Annotated in this window: 9 protein-coding genes; 6 read left to right on the top strand and 3 right to left on the bottom strand. The window is 69.4% G+C overall.

The window, feature by feature from the left end:
- Window positions 1-19 precede the first annotated feature (19 nt).
- Genes FURADRAFT_RS20900 through recC form a run of 3 tightly spaced genes read right to left on the bottom strand, consistent with a single transcriptional unit; the run spans window position 20 to window position 6,752 of the window.
- Window positions 20-1,843 (bottom strand): 3'-5' exonuclease, encoded by a 1,824-nt coding sequence (locus FURADRAFT_RS20900; protein WP_008952391.1) that lies wholly within the window; start codon window positions 1,841-1,843, stop codon window positions 20-22.
- Entirely contained in the window at window positions 1,810-3,570 is a 1,761-nt protein-coding gene (locus FURADRAFT_RS20895; protein ID WP_008952390.1) for a UvrD-helicase domain-containing protein, read from the bottom strand. Before FURADRAFT_RS20895 ends, FURADRAFT_RS20900 begins: the two co-directional genes overlap by 34 nt.
- A complete protein-coding gene (gene recC, locus FURADRAFT_RS01815) occupies window positions 3,567-6,752 on the bottom strand; it encodes an exodeoxyribonuclease V subunit gamma (protein ID WP_008952389.1) in 3,186 nt (1,061 codons plus the stop codon). The genes FURADRAFT_RS20895 and recC overlap by 4 nt, the downstream gene beginning before the upstream one ends.
- Before the next feature lie 268 nt (window positions 6,753-7,020).
- Here recC and FURADRAFT_RS01810 point away from each other — a divergent pair, with 268 nt between their 5' ends.
- The 6 genes from FURADRAFT_RS01810 to FURADRAFT_RS01785 all read left to right on the top strand — a co-directional run bounded on the left by FURADRAFT_RS01810 (window position 7,021) and on the right by FURADRAFT_RS01785 (window position 15,818).
- The gene (locus FURADRAFT_RS01810; protein WP_008952388.1) at window positions 7,021-7,401 is read left to right on the top strand and encodes a SirB2 family protein; all 381 of its coding nucleotides are present in this window, start codon (window positions 7,021-7,023) and stop codon (window positions 7,399-7,401) included.
- 271 nt (window positions 7,402-7,672) lie between these two features.
- On the top strand, window positions 7,673-8,680 hold the full coding sequence (ubiU, locus tag FURADRAFT_RS01805) for a ubiquinone anaerobic biosynthesis protein UbiU (RefSeq protein ID WP_086007369.1): 1,008 nt from the start codon (window positions 7,673-7,675) through the stop codon (window positions 8,678-8,680).
- Window positions 8,681-8,694: 14 nt separating this feature from the next.
- Window positions 8,695-9,618 carry a U32 family peptidase gene (locus FURADRAFT_RS01800; RefSeq protein WP_201441906.1) on the top strand — a complete coding sequence of 308 codons (924 nt, stop codon included), beginning with the start codon at window positions 8,695-8,697 and terminating at the stop codon, window positions 9,616-9,618.
- A complete protein-coding gene (gene ubiT, locus FURADRAFT_RS01795) occupies window positions 9,605-10,039 on the top strand; it encodes a ubiquinone anaerobic biosynthesis accessory factor UbiT (protein WP_008952385.1) in 435 nt (144 codons plus the stop codon). Before FURADRAFT_RS01800 ends, ubiT begins: the two co-directional genes overlap by 14 nt.
- Window positions 10,040-10,257: 218 nt before the next feature.
- Complete coding sequence (locus FURADRAFT_RS01790; protein WP_008952384.1) at window positions 10,258-13,683, top strand: CHASE domain-containing protein; 3,426 nt, start codon at window positions 10,258-10,260, stop codon at window positions 13,681-13,683.
- On the top strand, window positions 13,665-15,818 hold the full coding sequence (locus tag FURADRAFT_RS01785; protein WP_008952383.1) for a GGDEF/EAL domain-containing response regulator: 2,154 nt from the start codon (window positions 13,665-13,667) through the stop codon (window positions 15,816-15,818). The genes FURADRAFT_RS01790 and FURADRAFT_RS01785 overlap by 19 nt, the downstream gene beginning before the upstream one ends.
- The last annotated feature ends 92 nt before the right edge of the window (window positions 15,819-15,910 follow it).

Here is a 15,910-nt window from a genome sequence, read left to right as displayed (position 1 = left end):
TCCTTTTCTTCCTATGCGCTCAGGCGAACAGCGCGTCCAGTCGTTCTATCAGCCGCTCGCCCGGCAGATCGCGCCACACCCCGCCGCCCTCCGCGGTGAGCCCGCGCAGGTAGAGGTAGCGCACGCCGCCGAAACATTGACCGAAATCGAGGCCGCGCACCGCGAGGTAGCGCCTGAGCGCCACGCAGTAGAGCAGGTATTGCAGGTAATAGTGTTCGCGCGCCACCGAGGCCAGCAAGGCCTCGCGGTGGTAGGCGGCGTCGTGGCCGAGGTGGTTGGACTTGTAATCGACCAGGTACCAGCGCCCGTTCGCCTCGCACACCAGATCGATGAAGCCCTTGAGGTAGCCGACCACGCGGTAGAAGTCGAGCGCGGCGGCGGCGTCGCGCAGGGGCGCGGCGAGGCCGTTGGCCGGGTCGGTCAGCACGCCGACCAGCGCCGCGACGTCGAGGCGCTCCACCGGCAGGGTGAATTCCAGCTCCACCAGGCGCCGTCCTGCCGGCACGTCGGCGAGGCGCACGCCGTCGTCCAGCGGCACCGCGAGCGTGCGGCGCAGCATGTCGAGCGCGGCGTCCTGCCAGTGCAGGGCGAAGCCGGCGCGTTCCAGTTGCTCGACGGCGGCGGCGCGCAGCGTGTCGTCGTCCGCGGCGAAATCGACACGTTCCAGCATGGCATGCAGGCAGGTGCCGGCGCGCGCGCCACGCGGGAAGGCGAAGCGGTCGAGGCGCGCCGCGTCTTCTTCGGCCAACGTCAGCGCGCCGCGGTCGTGGTCGGGCGCCTCGGCCTGGGCCGGCGCGGCGTGCGCCGCGGCGGTGAGCGAGGTGAAGCTGGCGACGCGCCACGGCGTGTAGAGCTTGCGCGTGAAGGGCTGCGCGGCGAGCGCGGCCTCGGCGTGTTCCGGCGGCGCCAGGCGCAGCGTGAGCGGACTGGCGTCGAGGCGGCCGATCTCGCCGGCGTGCGCGGCGAGCAGCGTCGCCAGGTCGGCCTCCAGCGTGGCCGGGTTGAGGGCGAGCTGCTCCAGCTCGGGCAGGGTGTGGCTGTCGCGGCCGTGCAGCAGCCACGACAGCGCCGCGGTGGCCATGCCCTGCACCCAGCCCCAGGCCAGGTACTGCCGGTACTGGGCGCGCGTCAGCGCCACGTACAGCAGGCGCAGCTTTTCCGCCAGGGTTTCGCTGCGGGCGAGCAGGCGCACGTCGTCGCCGGCGACGCTGTCGGGCGCCAGCCACGAGGCGCCGTCGCGGCGGAAGCGCCAGAACGCGGGGTCCTTGGCGTCGAGCTTGCCGTCCCACAGGAAGGGGCAGAACACCACCGGGTACTGCAGGCCCTTGGAGGTGTGGATGGTGACGATCTTGACCAGTGCGGCGTCGCTCTCCAGGCGCAGCAGCGCCTCCTCGCCGCCGGGCGGATCGGCCACGCGGCCCTCGAACCAGGCCAGCAGCGGCGCCATGCCCTGGCGCTCCTCGCTCTCGCGTTGCAGCAGCTCGGCGAGGTGGGCGAGGTTGGTGAGGCGGCGCTCGCCGTCGGGCAGCGGCAGCAACCTTTCGGCCAACCTTTCGCGCCCGAAGAAGCCGCGCCACGCCGCCATGAAGCCGTGTTCGCGCCAGCGCCGGTGGTCCTCGGCGTTGGCGGCGAGCTGCGCTTCCCAGGCCGGCTCGTCGTCGACGCGCGCCAGCAGCCGGGCGGCGTCGAGCCCGAACAGCTCGCTGGCGAGCGCGCTGCGCAAGCGTCCCTCGCTGGCCGGCTCGGCCCAGGCGCGCAGCAGCGCCAGCAGGTCCTGCGCCTCGGCGCTGGCGAACACGCTCTCCTGGGTCAGCGCCACGCTGGGCACGCCGCGCTCGGACATGCCTGGCGCACGCGCTCGCCCTGGCGGTGGGTGGCGACCAGCACCGCGATGTCGCCGCCGACCAGAGCACGCTCGCGCTGCTCGCCGACCAGCCGCGCCCTGCCCTCGCCGGCCAGGGTCAACAGGCGCACGATCTCGTCGGCGCTGGCTTCGGCGGCGTTGTCCATGGCTAGCTGCTTGCTGGCGCCCTTGGGTGTGGCGGCAAAATCCAGCCACTGGAAGGTGAGTGGCGCGCGGCCGTCGTCCACCTCCAGGCGCCAGCCGGAAGACGGCGCGGCACGCACCGCCGGGTAATCGATGTCGGCCAGCACGAACGGCTGCTCGCGCGCGAACAGCGCGTTCACCGCCGCCACCAGCGGTTCGGCCGAGCGGCGGTTGGTGTCGAGGGTGTAGTGGGAGGCGGCGTCGTCGCGCGCGCTGAGGTAGGCGAAGATGTCGGCGCCGCGGAAGCTGTAGATCGCCTGCTTGGGGTCGCCGACCAGGAACAGCGGGCAGTCGCGCCCGACGAAGCAGGCGCGGAAGATGCTGTACTGCACCGGGTCGGTGTCCTGGAATTCGTCGATCAGCGCCACCTTGAAGCTGCGCGCCACGTGCTCAGCCAGCAACGGGCCGCTGTCCGGGTGTTCCAGCGCGGCGGCGAGGTCGGTCAGCAGGTCGTCGAAGCTGCGCGTGCGTTCGCTGGCGCGGCGCCGCGCCAGTTCGGCGTCGACCCAGGCGATCAGCTCCAGCTTGAGCGCGGCGACGTGCGCGGCGACGTTGGCCAGGTGCGCGTCCCAGGCGCCGAGCCAGGCGGCCACGGCGTCGAACAGCGGGTGCGACGGCGCGGCGTAGCCCTTCTTCATGCCCTTGGCGAGCGCGGGTGGGGTGAGCTTGTCGAGCCGCTTGCGGTCGTCGCCCGAGAGCAGCGGCAGGCCGCTGTCGGCGGTCCATTGCCGCAGCCGCCGTACCAGCGTCTGCTGCTGCGCCGGGCCGTAGATATTGGCCTTGAAGCCCTCGGTGGCGGCGAGCAGCTCGAGGCCGCCCCGCACCAGCTCGGCGTCGCCGGCCAGGCGCTGCCAGGCGGCGTCGGCCGCGGCGAGCGAGTCGGCCAGCGGCGTCAGCGCCGGCGCCAGGTTGCGCAGGTAGGGCTTGGCAAGGAAGGGGCGCACTTGGGCGAGCCAGCTGTCCGGGGTCTCGCCGGCCTCGGCCAGCACGCGCGCCAGCAGTGCGTCGGCCACCACGCGGCGGCGCCAGAAGTCGTCCACCACCTCGGTCAGGCGTTCGGCGTCGTCGGCGATCAGTTCGGCGGTGAAGGTCTGGCCGCTCTCGAAGGCGGCGTCGGTCAGCACGCGCTGGCAGAAGCCGTGAATGGTATAGATGGCGGCGGCGTCGAAACCGGTGATGGCGGCGGTGAGGCGCTGGCGCGCCAGTTCGCGCGCGGCCGGTTCGGCAAAACGCTGCGCCATGGCCAGCAGGAAACCGTCGCGCGTCGGCGTGCCGTCGAGCACCGCGGCCAGTTCCGCCAGGCGATGGCGCAGCCGCTCGCGCAGCTCGGCGGTGGCGGCCTTGGTGTAGGTCACCACCAGGATCTGTTCGATCGACGGCGGCGGCGCGCCGTCGCGCTCTTCCAGCAACAGGCGGGTATAGAGCGCGGCGATGGTCCAGGTCTTGCCGGTGCCGGCCGAGGCTTCGATCAGGTTGACGCCGGAGAGCACGCAGTGCAGCGCGTCGAGGGGCTGGGCGATCATGCTTGGTCTCCTTCCGCCACGCCCAGCAGGCGTTCGGCCAGCGGCAGCAGCAGGGTGTCGGCCAGCTGCGCGAACAGCGGATCGGCCAGCGGGTCGAGATGGCGGAAGGCGAGGCGGATCGCCGCCTCGTCCTTCTGCGGGGTCTTGCCGTCGTAGGCCGGGTCCCACTCCGCCAGCGCCTTGGCGAGCGCGGCCTCGGGCTGGTCCGGCTTCTCGGCCAGGCTCCTGGCGTAGGCCCAGCTGGTGCGGGCGAAGAACGGCAGCGGCTGGCTCTGACCCTGCTGCCAGCGTGCCAGCCATGGCCGCAGCAGCTCGGCGGCGTCGGGCTCGTCGCAGAGTTCGTGCACCCCTTCCTCGTCGTACAAGGCCGAGTACGGCGCCACCCCGGCCGGGCGTGCCGCACACAATACCAGATGGCTCAGCCACAGCTCGATCAGCTCGCCGGCGTAGGCCTTGCGCGCCACCACGCGCAGCAGGCCGGCGTCGCGCAGGCCGGACAGTTCGCCCACCAGCGTCACGCCGTCCAGGGTCAGTTCGATGCTCTCCGGCGCGCGCAGCGGCTGCGCCAGTTCCGGCGGCAGGCGCCGCGCGAAGCGCACGCTGGCGGTGGTTTCCTCGGCGAGCCAGGCCTGCCCCAGCGCCGCCGGCGGCAGCAGGCCGGCGCCGACCAGCTTGTCCTTGACCGGGGCCAGCGGACGCGACGCCAGCAGCGCACCGACCAGCTCGCGCCGCAGCGTCTCGCGCGTGTCGCGCTCGACGGTGAACGGCTCGCGCACCGGCACGTCCTCGGCGCTGCCGGCGAGCTTGACGCCGAGCCGGTCGGCGAGCCAGGCGCGCGCCGGGTGGCGCCAGAAGCGCAGCAGCTCGTCGAGGCGCAGCACCGTGGCGTCGCCGCCCGGCAGCGCCACGGCGAACGGCGCCGGCTCGTGGCGCGGGGCGGCGAGCGCGGCGGCGTAGCTCGGCTCGAAGCTGTGGCGGCGCGGATCGCTGCCGTCGAAGGCGGCGCGCGCGAACGGCTGCAGCGGGTGCTGCACCACCTCGACAGCGCAGCCGGCCATTTTCGCCAGGGTGTCGAGCAGCTCGGCCACCAGCGGCGACGGCGGCAGCGGCTCGTCGGTGCGTACCGAGCGCCCGACCCAGGACAGGTAGAGCGCCTCGCGCGCCGACAGCAGCGCCTCGAGGAACAGGTAGCGGTCGTCGAAACGGCGCGAGCGGTCGCCGCGGCGCGGGTGGCGCGCCACCAGGTCGAAGCTGACCGGGCGCTCGTCGCGCGGGTAGGCGCCGTCGTTCATGCCGATCAGGCACAGCACGCGGAACGGGATCGAGCGCATCGGCACCATGGCGCAGAAGGTGACGCCGCCGGCGAGAAAGCCGGAGGGGGCCGACAGCGTCAGGCGCCGCGTCAGCCAGTCGCGCACCACCGCGAGCCCGACCGGGGCGTCGAAGGCGGCGAGTTGGGCGTCCTCGGCGAGTTCGGCCAGGGCGTCGAACAGCAGCGTCAGCGCCGCTTCGCCAGCCTCGTCCACGGCGAACAGCGCCTCGACCGCCCCTTGCAGCCGCGTGCGCCAGACGGCGGGGCTGGCCGGCTCGGCCCAGGCGCGCGCGCAGCCGTCGAGCACGTCGAACAGTTGGCCGAAGCGCGCCAGCGTCTCGGCCAGTTGCCCTTCCGCGCCGGCCGCCGGCAGCAGGCCGCCGAACAAGGGCGAGGCGTCGCCCGCCAGCGCAGGCGGCAGCACCGTGCCCAGCAGCAGGCGGTCGAGCCCCCAGCGCCAGGTGTAGAGCGGATCGGCCGGCAGCCCGAGCGCCGCCTTGTGCGCAGCGTCGCGCCCCCAGCGGATGCCGGATTCGCGCACCCATTGCTGCAGCAGCGGCACCTCGGCGTCGGCAAGGCCGAAGCGCGCCAGCAGCGCGTCGCAGTCCAACAGCGCCAGCACCGCGTCGGCGCCGAAACGCGAGTCGGCCAGCTGCAGCACCGCGGCGAAGGTGGCCAACAGCGGCTCCTCGCGCTCGATGCGGCGGTCGGCGATGGTGTAGGGGATGTTGGGCGCGTCGTCACGTTGGCCAAAAACCGCGTCGATGTAGGGCGCGTAGGCGTTGATGTCCGGCGTCAGCACCGCGACGTCGGCCGGGGTCAGCGTCGGGTCGGCGGCGAAGCGCGCCAAGAGGCGGTCCTTCAGCACCTCCAGCTCGCGCATCGGGCTGTGCACGGCGTTGAGCTCGATCGAGCGGTCGCCGGGGGCCGGCGGTGCGGGCGCCGCGCCGGGCGGGGTCAGCGTCAGGATGTCGCGCTGCAGCCGTGCCAGCAGGGTGTCGCCGTGCGGTTCGAGGAACAGCGGGTGGCCCTCGGGCATCTCCTCGGCGATCTGGTCGAAGAAGTCGCGCCCCTGCTTGCCGAGCGAGGCCAGCAGCGGGTGGTCGTCGTGCGCCGCCATGCCCTGCTGGAACAGCTTGAGCTGGCCGCGCGCGTCGACGATGTCGCCCCAGTAGGCCTCGCACGGGTTGAGCAGGAACACGCAGACATCGGTCAGCGCCGCCAGGCGCTTGATCATGGCCAGGTACATCGGCGCCAGGCTGGCAATGCCGAACAGGCTGACGCGCTCCGGCAGGTGCTCCGGGCGCAGCCCGCCGAGGAAGTCGTCGAGCAGGCGCACGCGGTGGCGCCCCGGGTCGGCTTCGGCCAACCTTTGCCACAACGCGGCCTGCCACGCCTCGTCCTCGCCGAGGTCCAACAGCTCGCCGCGCTCCCAGGCGCGGATCCAGTCAGGGCGGAACACCAGGTACTGGTCGAAGATGTCGGCGATCTTGCCGGCCAGCTCGAAGCCCGCCGCCTCGCCGCCCTCCAGGTAGCGCACCAGCGGCGTGAACGGCGCGCCGTGCAAGGTCGGCAACAGTTCCAGCAGCCGCCACTGCAGCACCTCGGGCGCGAACGACGACTTGCGCGGCAGCCCCGGCAGCACCGCCTGCATCAGGCGCCAGGCGAAGGCCGCCGGCAGCACGAAGTCGAGGTTGGCGGCGATGCCGGCGCGCCCGGCCAGCTCCAGCGTCAGCCAGCGCCCCATGCCGCGGCTCTGCACCAGCACCGTCTCCGGCTGGAACGGGTCGGACAGGGGCATGGCACGGCTCATGCCGGTGAACAGTTCCCCCAGCGCTTCAAGGCGGTTGGACTGGTAGAGGTGCAGCATGGCGATGACGGATGCTTGGAAAAGAAGGTATTCAGTGTACCATCCGGGAACCGCCGCTCCGTCACTGCGTCACAACGCAGTCACCAGAACCTCATTCCAGTAGGCGAGCGAGCCAAAGCCGCTTGAGTGCCGCCGACGCACAGGAACCGGAATGGACACCGAGTCCATGAGGATTCCTGATCGCTGAGCAAATCGCTACGATGGATTTGCGCGCAGTACCGCCAACACTCAAGATGCCAGGGCAGCGCCGCCTCATGCGGGAAAAAACATGCCGACCTACACCTTCATCAAGCACGCCCACATGGGCTGCGCCTACCTCTCCATCCTGCTGTTCACCGTGCGCGGAGGGCTGATGCTGGCCGATTCGCCGCTGCTGCGCGCCAAGCCGCTGCGCATCCTGCCTCACGTGGTCGACACCCTGCTGCTGACGCTGGGCATCACGCTCGCCGTACTCGCCCACTTCCTGCCCACCCAGCAGGACTGGCTGATGGCCAAGATCGTGCTGCTGCTGGTCTACATCGGGCTCGGCACCGTGGCCCTCAAGCGCGGCCGCACCAAGGCCATCCGCACCACGGCCTTCGCCGCCGCGCTCGCCACCGTGCTGTGGATCGTGCTGATCGCCAAGACCAAGATGATCTGGCCGCTATAACTCCCGCGGCTTCGGACGACCCAAGTCAAACTCGGTAAAGGCTAGAACCTGTGCCAGTAGGCGAGCGAGCCAAAGCAGGTTGAGTGTCGCCAGCGCACAGGAACCGGAATGTACACAAAGTACATGAGGATTCCGCGCACTGCCGGCGCTCAAGATGCAAAGGCGCAGCCGCCTGATGGGACAGGTTCTTGGCCGAAGCTTGACCCAGAGCAATGGCCCCGCCGCCCTGCTCTGCTACTGTCCCCCGGTTTACGTTTCCTGGCGTTAACCGATCATGATCCTGCCCGAACTGGTGTGCCCCGCCGGCAGTCTCCCCGCCCTCAAGGCGGCGGTCGACAACGGCGCCGATACCGTCTACTTCGGCCTGAAGAACGACACCAACGCCCGCAACTTCGCCGGGCTCAACTTCGACGACAAGAGCGCCCGCGCCGGCATCGACTACGCCCGCGCGCGCGGTCGCAAGGTGCTGATGGCGATCAACACCTACGCCCAGGGCGGCAACGTGTCGCGCTGGCACCGCGCCATCGACGAGGCCGCCGACCTCGGCGTCGACGCCGTGATCCTGGCCGACCTCGGCCTGATGGACTACGCCGTGCGCCGCCACCCCGAGCTGCGCTTGCACCTGTCGGTGCAGGGCTCGGCCACCAACTACGAAGCCGTCAACCTGGCGCGCGAGCTGTTCGGCATCCGCCGCGCCGTGCTGCCGCGCGTGCTGACGCTCGACCAGGTGCGCCACGTCATCGAGCACACCGACGTCGAGATCGAGGTGTTCGGCTTCGGCAGCCTGTGCGTGATGGTGGAGGGCCGCTGCCTGCTGTCGTCCTACGCCACCGGCGAATCCCCCAACACCCACGGCGTGTGCTCGCCCGCCAAGCACGTGCGCTGGGAGCACGGCGAGGCCTCGCTCGACGCGCGCCTGGGCGGCGTGCTGATCGACCAGTACGGCAAGGACGAACCGGCCGGCTACCCGACGCTGTGCAAGGGCCGCTTCGCGGTGCAGGGCGACACCTACTACGCGCTGGAAGAACCCACCAGCCTCAACGTGATGGCCATGCTGCCGCAGATCATCGATATCGGCGTGGCGGCGATCAAGGTCGAAGGCCGCCAGCGCAGCCCCGCCTACGTCAGCCAGGTGACGCGCACGCTGCGCGCCGCGCTCGACGCCGCCGGGCGCGAAGCGCAACGCTTCAGCGTGCGTCCGGCCTGGCAACAGGAACTGGGCCGGCTGTCGGAAGGCCAGCAGCAGACGCTGGGCGCCTACAACCGCCCGTGGAAATGATGGAACCGACGACCATGACCTCCCTGAATCTCAAGCTCACCCTCGGACCGGTGCTGTTCTTCTGGTCGCGCGACGAAATCTTCAACTTCTACAGCGAGGCCGCGGCCTGGCCGGTCGACACCATCTACCTGGGCGAAGTGGTGTGCTCGCGCCGCCAGCAGCTGCGCACCCAGGACTGGATCGGCCTGGCGCACGACCTGGCCGACGCCGGCAAGGAAGCCGTGCTGTCGAGCCAGGCGCTCCTGGAGAGCGAATCCGACCTCAAGCGCCTCAGGAAGCTGATCGACAACGGCCGCGTGCGCATCGAGGCCAACGACCTCGGCGCGGCACGGCTGGCGCGCGAGCAGCGCCTGCCCTTCGTCGCCGGCCCGCACCTCAACATCTATAACGGCGAGACGCTGGCGCTGATGCAACGCCTCGGCGCCTACCGCTGGCTGCCGCCGGTGGAAATGGACCGCGCCACGCTGGCCGAGGTGCTGCAACACGCCCCGGCGATCGAGACCGAAGTGTTCGCCTGGGGCAAGCTGCCGCTGGCGTTCTCGGCGCGCTGCTTCACCGCGCGCCATTACAACCTCAACAAGGACGACTGCCAGTTCCGCTGCCTCGACCACCCGGACGGCCTCACGCTGACCACGCGCGACGGTCAGGATTTCCTCACCATCAACGGCATCCAGACCATGTCGGCCGGCTGCCAGTCGCTGCTGCCGCACCTGGCGGGCATGGCCGCCGCCGGCGTCACCGCGGTGCGCGTCAGCCCGCAGGCACAGCACTGCGCCGAGGTGGTGCAGGCGTTCCGTGCCGTCATCGACGGCCAAGCCGCCGCCGGCGAGCTGCTCTCCGGGCTCGCGGCAAAGAGCCGGGACCCGCTGGTCGACGGTTACTGGCTGGGCCAGCCCGGCATCGTCAACACCCAGGGAGCCGATCATGCGCGTGCCTGAACTGACCGTCCCCACCCGTCTCGCCCGCCTGCTGGGCCGGCTTCCGGCCACCCCGCCGGCCTGGCTTCTGGTGACCAGCCTCAACCAGCTGGTCAAGCGCGGCGTGCTGCCCGCCGACATGGAACTCCTGGCCGAGCGTCGCTTCGAGGTGCGCCTCGTCGACGCCGGCGTGAGCCTGCGCTTCGCCGCCGACAGCCGCCGCTTCCTCCTCGACCGCCAGCCCGGCGAGCCCGACCTGCGCCTGTCGGCCAACGTCGCCGACTTCGCGCGCATGATGCTGCGCGAGGAAGACCCGGACACGCTGTTCTTCAACCGCAAGCTGAGCATCGAAGGCGACACCGAGCTCGGCCTCATCGTCAAGAACCTGCTCGACAGCGTCGACTGGCACGAAACCCCGCTCGCGCGCTTCATGGCGAGCTGAGCCTGGCCCATCTCCCCCGGAGACGCCGCTGACGGCGGCGTCTCGCCCCCTCCCGCGCACACGCCAGAGAAACAATCACTGGTTAAAATGCCTCGCCTTGCTATGCTCAAAGCATGCCCGGCTCGCGAGGGGGAAGTGTCCCCGCGCCCCCCCTCTCCCGGATCCGACCACGGCCAACGGCGCAGCGGACACTGCGCGGCCCGGACATGAGGTGCGCCATGCCTTTTCTGAAGCGACTCACCGGCCTGCTGCCCGACCCGGGAATGCTGCGCGGCATCCTGCTCCCCGTTGCCCTGCTGTTCTTCCTGACGGCCGGCAGTTCACTGCTGGTCGCCAACCTGATCGCCCGCCAGGACGACAACCTCGCCCGCCAGCGTTTCGATCACCAGGCCGGCCAGGTCGAAGCCGCCATCAACGAGCGCATGCAGTCCTACCACCTGGTGCTGCACGGCGTGGTCGGCCTGTTCCAGGCCAGCGGCGACGTCAGCCGGCAAGAATTCAACGACTATCTCGCCACGCTGCAGCTGAACCAGCACTACCCCGGCCTGGCGTCTCTCGGCTACGTGGACCGGCTTACCCCGGCCGAGCTGCCGCCCTACCTGAGCCGCATGCAGCAGGAGCGGCCGGGTTTCCGTCTGCATCCGGACTCCCCGCGCGCCGGCTACACCGCCATCCGCTACCTCTACCCCCCGACGCCGCGCAACGAAACCGCGCTGGGCCTCGACATGTATACCGAAACGACACGGCGCAACGCCATGGACCAGGCGCTCGACAGCGGCGCGCCGGCCGTGACCGGCAAGGTCGTGCCGCTGCTGCAGAACAACTCGAAAGATCCCAACATCTTCCTGATGTACTGGCCGGTATACCGCAAGGGCGCCGCGCAGGGCAGCGTCGAGGCGCGCCGCGCCGCGTTGCAGGGCTGGGTATTCGCCACCTTCCGCATGGGCGACCTGATGCTGGGCATTTTCGGCGCTGGCGCGCCCCAGCTGAACCTGCGCATCTACGACGGCAACGAGGCCACCCCCGCCAGCCTGATGTACGACACCGGACGCCAGAACACCGGCCGCTACCATGTGCAACGCCACTACCGGCTGGGTGGCCACCCCTGGCTGCTCGACATCGCCAGCGCCCCCGAACTCGATCGCAGCGTGGCCAGCACGCGCTACCTGTGGGTGATGGGCCTGGGCCTCCTGGCCAGCCTGCTGCTGAGCGTGTTCATCGGCAGCATCCTGTTCGCCCGCCGCCGCGAAGCCGCCATCAGCGACGCCAGCGCCGCCGCCGCCAAGAAACGCGAAGAACACTTCCGCGCCGTGATCCGGTCGGCGCCCAACGCCATGCTGGCGGTGGATCAGCAGGGCTTCATCACCATGAGCAACCCCGCCGCCGTGCGCTATTTCGGCTACTCGCCGGAAGAGCTGCAGGGCAAGACCATCGAGATGCTGCTGCCGGAACGCTTCCGCAAGCATCACCCGATGCTGCGCCAGGCCTTCAAGGCCGACTCCAAGCCGCGCCAGATGGGCGAAGGGCGCGAGCTGTTCGCGCTGTGCAAGGACGGGAGGGAAATCCCGGTCGAGATCGGGCTCTCCACCATGCTCACCGAGGAAGGCGTGCAGACGGTGTGCTCCATCATCGACATCTCCGAACGCAAGCTCTCCGAGCTGCGCCTGCGCGAACAGGCCGAGCAGATCTCGCGCGCCAACCGCTACAAGACCGAATTCCTGGCCACCATGTCGCACGAGCTGCGCACCCCGCTCAACAGCATCCTGATCCTCGCCGACCAGCTGGCGGAAAACCGCCAGGGCAACCTCACCGCCAAGCAGGTGGAGCACGCCACCATCATCAACCGCTCCGGCAAGGACCTGCTGGCGCTGATCAACGACATTCTCGACCTGTCCAAGATCGAAGCCGGACGCATGACGCTCAACCGCGAAAAGGTGCTGGTGAACGACCTGATCACCACGCTGCGCCAGAATTTTCTGCCGGTGGCGGAAAACCGCCAGCTGACGTTCCAGACCACCAAGGAAGACAGTGCCGGCGACGTGTTGATCACCGACGCCACACGGCTGTTCCAGATCCTGAAAAACCTGCTGTCGAATGCCTTCAAGTTCACCGACCACGGCTCGGTGCACCTGCGCGTCTACCAGCCACAGAGCGTGCCGCCCGGCATGGACAGCCTGCCGCAACACACCCTGGCCATGGCCGTGACCGATACCGGCTGCGGCATGCCGTCCGACAAGCTGGACCGCATCTTCGAGGCCTTCGAACAGCTCGAACAGGGCAGCAAACGCCAATTCGGCGGCAGCGGCCTCGGGCTCAGCATCTCGCGCCAGCTGGCCCACCTCCTGGGCGGCACGATCGACGTGCGCAGCGAACTCGGGCTCGGCAGCACCTTCGTGCTGTACCTGCCGGTGCATCCGGCCGGCGGTGGCGTGAAGGAAGTCACGCTGCCGCCGGAACCGCATGTCGTGATCCCTCCAGCCAAGGCCAGCAGCCGCAGCGACGTGCTGGTGGTGGAAGACGACCAGCAATTCGCGCGCATCATCATGAACAAGGCGATGGAGTCGGGCTTCAAGACGCGCATCGCCAGCACCGGCATCGAGGCCTTGCAGGAAATGCGCCAGCGCCCGCCGGCTGCCTTCATCCTCGACATCCTGTTGCCCGACATGAACGGCTGGGAGCTGCTGCGCCAGGTGCGGGGCACCCCCGCCACGCGGCATGCCCCGGTCCACATCATCTCCTGTCTCGATCGCAGCGAGCTGCACGAGCAGCTCGACATCCAGGACTACCTGGTCAAGCCGGTCGACCAGAGCACCCTGGCGCGGGTGTTCCGCGAACTGCACGCCGAGCTCGGCCACCGTCCGGGACAGGTGCTGCTGGTCGAAGACAACCTGGTGGAACGGGAGCACTACCAGGCCCTGATCGAACAGCTGGGCGGCACGCCGCAGTGCTGCGGCAACGTGCTCGAGGCCAAGAACCTGCTGCTGCAGCAGACGTTCGCCTGCGCCGTGATCGACCTCAACCTGCCCGGCGGCAGCGGCTTCGAGCTGCTGCAGTGGATCAGCAGCCAGCCCGGCCTCAGCCAGCTGCGCATCATCATCAACACCGGCATGGATCTCGACCGCGACACCCTGCAGGCGATGAACGAATACAGCGCCGTGGTGCTCACCAAGGGCGCCGCCAACGAACTCAAGCTGTCGCACGCCATCCGCACCTTCCTCGATCAGGTGTCCGATCCGGCAGGCAAGGCCGCGGCGGGCAACGCCGCAAACTGGGAGCGCACCACGCTACTGCTGGTGGACGACGACATCCGCAACATCTACGCCATGAGCAGCGTACTGGAAGAGCGCCAGTTCAACGTGCTGACGGCCATCAACGGCGAAGAAGCCCTGGCCCAGATCGAACAGAACCCGGGCATTCAGCTCGTGCTAATGGACATGGCAATGCCGGTGCTGGACGGCTATGAAACCACCCGCCGCCTGCGCAACGAACTACGTTTCGAGCGGCCGATCATCGCGGTCACCGCCTACGCGATGAAGGACGACAAGGCCAAATGCCTGCAAGCCGGCACCAACGACTACCTGCCCAAGCCGGTAGACAGCAAGGAACTGCTTAGGATGATCGACCAATGGCTCACGCAGACCTGATCGCCCCCCGCCACGATACCGGAACCCCCGCCGCCGCCGCCAAGTCGGAACGACTGCCGGTCGTGCTGTCGATCGACGACAAGGCGGTCAATCTGCGTGTCATCGAAGTGGTACTGGAGCCCCTGCCCTGCCAGGTGGTGTCGCTCGGCTCGGGGGAGGAGGCACTCAAGTACCTGCTCACCCAGCCGGTATCGGTCATCCTGCTCGACGTCTCGATGCCCGGCATGGACGGCTACGAAGTGGCGATGCTGATCCGCGGCCGGCGCCAGACCCGCAGCACCCCGATCCTGTTCATCACGGCGGCGATGTGCGAAGAACAGGACATCCAGCGCGGCTACAGCTGCGGCGCCATCGACTACCTGGTCAAGCCGTTCGATCCGCTGACGCTGCGCAGCAAGGTGCGCCTCCTGCTGGAGTACGACCAGCAGAAACGGCAGCTGCTGAGCGCCTACCAGCGGCTCGATGAACAGCGCGACTACTACCAATCGCTGCTGAGCTCCGCCGGCGAGGGCGTCATCGGCGTCAGCCCCGATGGCATCGTCCGCTTCGCCAACCCCGCCACCCAGAACCTGCTCGGCATGTCGGCCGAACACCTGGTCGGCTACCCGATACAGCAGCTGTTCCACGAGAGCGACCGGGCAACCGACTGGGACAGCAGCCCGTTCGCCATCGCCTGCCGCGACAATGTCGAAGTGCTGCACGAGGAAACCATGCTGTACCCGCCGGGTCGGCCGCCACTGCCGGTATCGCTGCGCTGTTCGCCGATGGGCGGGCAGCAACAGGGACTGGTGGTGATCTTCCGCGACATCCGCCAGCAGCTGGAAACCGAGAGCCAGTTGCGCCAGCAAGCCCTGACCGACTACCTGACCGGGCTGCTCAACCGCAACGGCTTCACCATCATGCTGGAAAAAGTGCTGAGCCACGCCGAGCGCTCGCACCAGGGGCTGGGACTGCTGTTTCTCGACCTCGACCGTTTCAAGGAAATCAACGACCGTCTCGGCCACAAAGTCGGCGACATCGTGCTGCAGCAGGTGGCCGAGCGGCTGCGCGGTTGCCTGCGCCGCGAGGACCACATCGCTCGGCTCGGCGGCGACGAGTTCATCATCATCCTGGAACAGCTGGAAAGCCCCGACCGCGCCGCCTACAGCGCCCAGCGCATCATTGCGGCACTGGAGCCACCGTTGCAGATCGACGACGATACCCTCACGGTCCGGGCCAGCATCGGCATTGCCACCTACCCTGACTGCGGCCGCACTGTCACCAGCCTAATCGAGGCCGCCGACGTGGCGATGTACCGCGCCAAGGAAGAGGGGCACCACCTCTACCACTTCTTCACCACGGAAATGAACCAGCGCGTCCAGGAACGGCTGCGCCGCGAGCAGCAGCTGCGGCAGGCGCTCGCCGAGCAGCAGCTGTTCCTGCTCTACCAGCCGCAACAGGACCTGCACAACGGGCGGCTGGTCGGGATCGAGGCGCTGCTGCGCTGGCAGCCGCCGGGACAGCCGGTGCAGCCAGCGGGGGCCTTCCTGCCGCTGCTGGAAGAAAGCGGCCTGATCATGGCGTTTGGCGAGCGCAGTATCGAACTGGCCTGTCGCCAGCGGGCGGCCTGGCTGGTGGAGGGCTGGCTCGACAGCGCCTGCCCGCTCTCGATCAACCTGTCGGCCCGCCAGCTGGCCGACGACAAGCTGCCCGGCAAACTGGACTACATGCTGAAACACTACGGCATTCCGCCAGCACTGATCGAGCTGGAGTTCCACGAAGCAGCGCTCGACCAGCACAACACCAAGGTCATCGAAAACCTGCACTGCCTGGGCATGATGGGACTACGGCTGGCGCTGGACGACTTCGGCAGCGAACTGGGCGAACTCGCCATCCTGCGCCGCTTCCCGATCAGCACGCTGAAGATCGGACAGGCGCTGATCAAGACCCTGGCCGACTCACCGCGCGATCAGGCCATCATCACGGCCACCGCGCAGCTCACGCGGGCGCTGGGCATCCGGCTCCTGGCCGCCGGCGTCGAGACCCCGGCCCAGCGCGAGCTGCTGCAGGCGCTGGGTATCCCGGCGGCGCAGGGCCACTCCATCGCCAAGCCGATGACACCGGGGGAGTTGGCGGCACGTTTCGACCGGCGCTGACGACCTACCCCAGGGCTTCGGAAGGACCTGTCCGCGCCTCAGGGGTTCGGCGGCCTGCCATGCCGCGCGCCACACGGCTCGCACAGGCCTGG

The organism is Pseudogulbenkiania ferrooxidans 2002 (assembly GCF_000174355.1).
In the GTDB taxonomy this organism is placed as follows: Bacteria; Pseudomonadota; Gammaproteobacteria; order Burkholderiales; family Chromobacteriaceae; genus Pseudogulbenkiania; species Pseudogulbenkiania ferrooxidans.
This window is presented reverse-complemented; position numbering and strand designations above follow the sequence as displayed.

What these genes read in the sequence shown, in the direction of transcription:
- FURADRAFT_RS20900 (WP_008952391.1), bottom strand. Translation starts at nt 1,843, where the DNA reads ATGTCCGAGCGCGGCGTGCCCAGCGTGGCGCTGACCCAGGAGAGCGTG.
- FURADRAFT_RS20895 (WP_008952390.1), bottom strand. Translation starts at nt 3,570, where the DNA reads ATGATCGCCCAGCCCCTCGACGCGCTGCACTGCGTGCTCTCCGGCGTC.
- recC (WP_008952389.1), bottom strand. Translation starts at nt 6,752, where the DNA reads ATGCTGCACCTCTACCAGTCCAACCGCCTTGAAGCGCTGGGGGAACTG.
- FURADRAFT_RS01810 (WP_008952388.1), top strand. Translation starts at nt 7,021, where the DNA reads ATGCCGACCTACACCTTCATCAAGCACGCCCACATGGGCTGCGCCTAC.
- FURADRAFT_RS01800 (WP_201441906.1), top strand. Translation starts at nt 8,695, where the DNA reads ATGACCTCCCTGAATCTCAAGCTCACCCTCGGACCGGTGCTGTTCTTC.
- ubiT (WP_008952385.1), top strand. Translation starts at nt 9,605, where the DNA reads ATGCGCGTGCCTGAACTGACCGTCCCCACCCGTCTCGCCCGCCTGCTG.
- FURADRAFT_RS01790 (WP_008952384.1), top strand. Translation starts at nt 10,258, where the DNA reads ATGCCTTTTCTGAAGCGACTCACCGGCCTGCTGCCCGACCCGGGAATG.
- FURADRAFT_RS01785 (WP_008952383.1), top strand. Translation starts at nt 13,665, where the DNA reads ATGGCTCACGCAGACCTGATCGCCCCCCGCCACGATACCGGAACCCCC.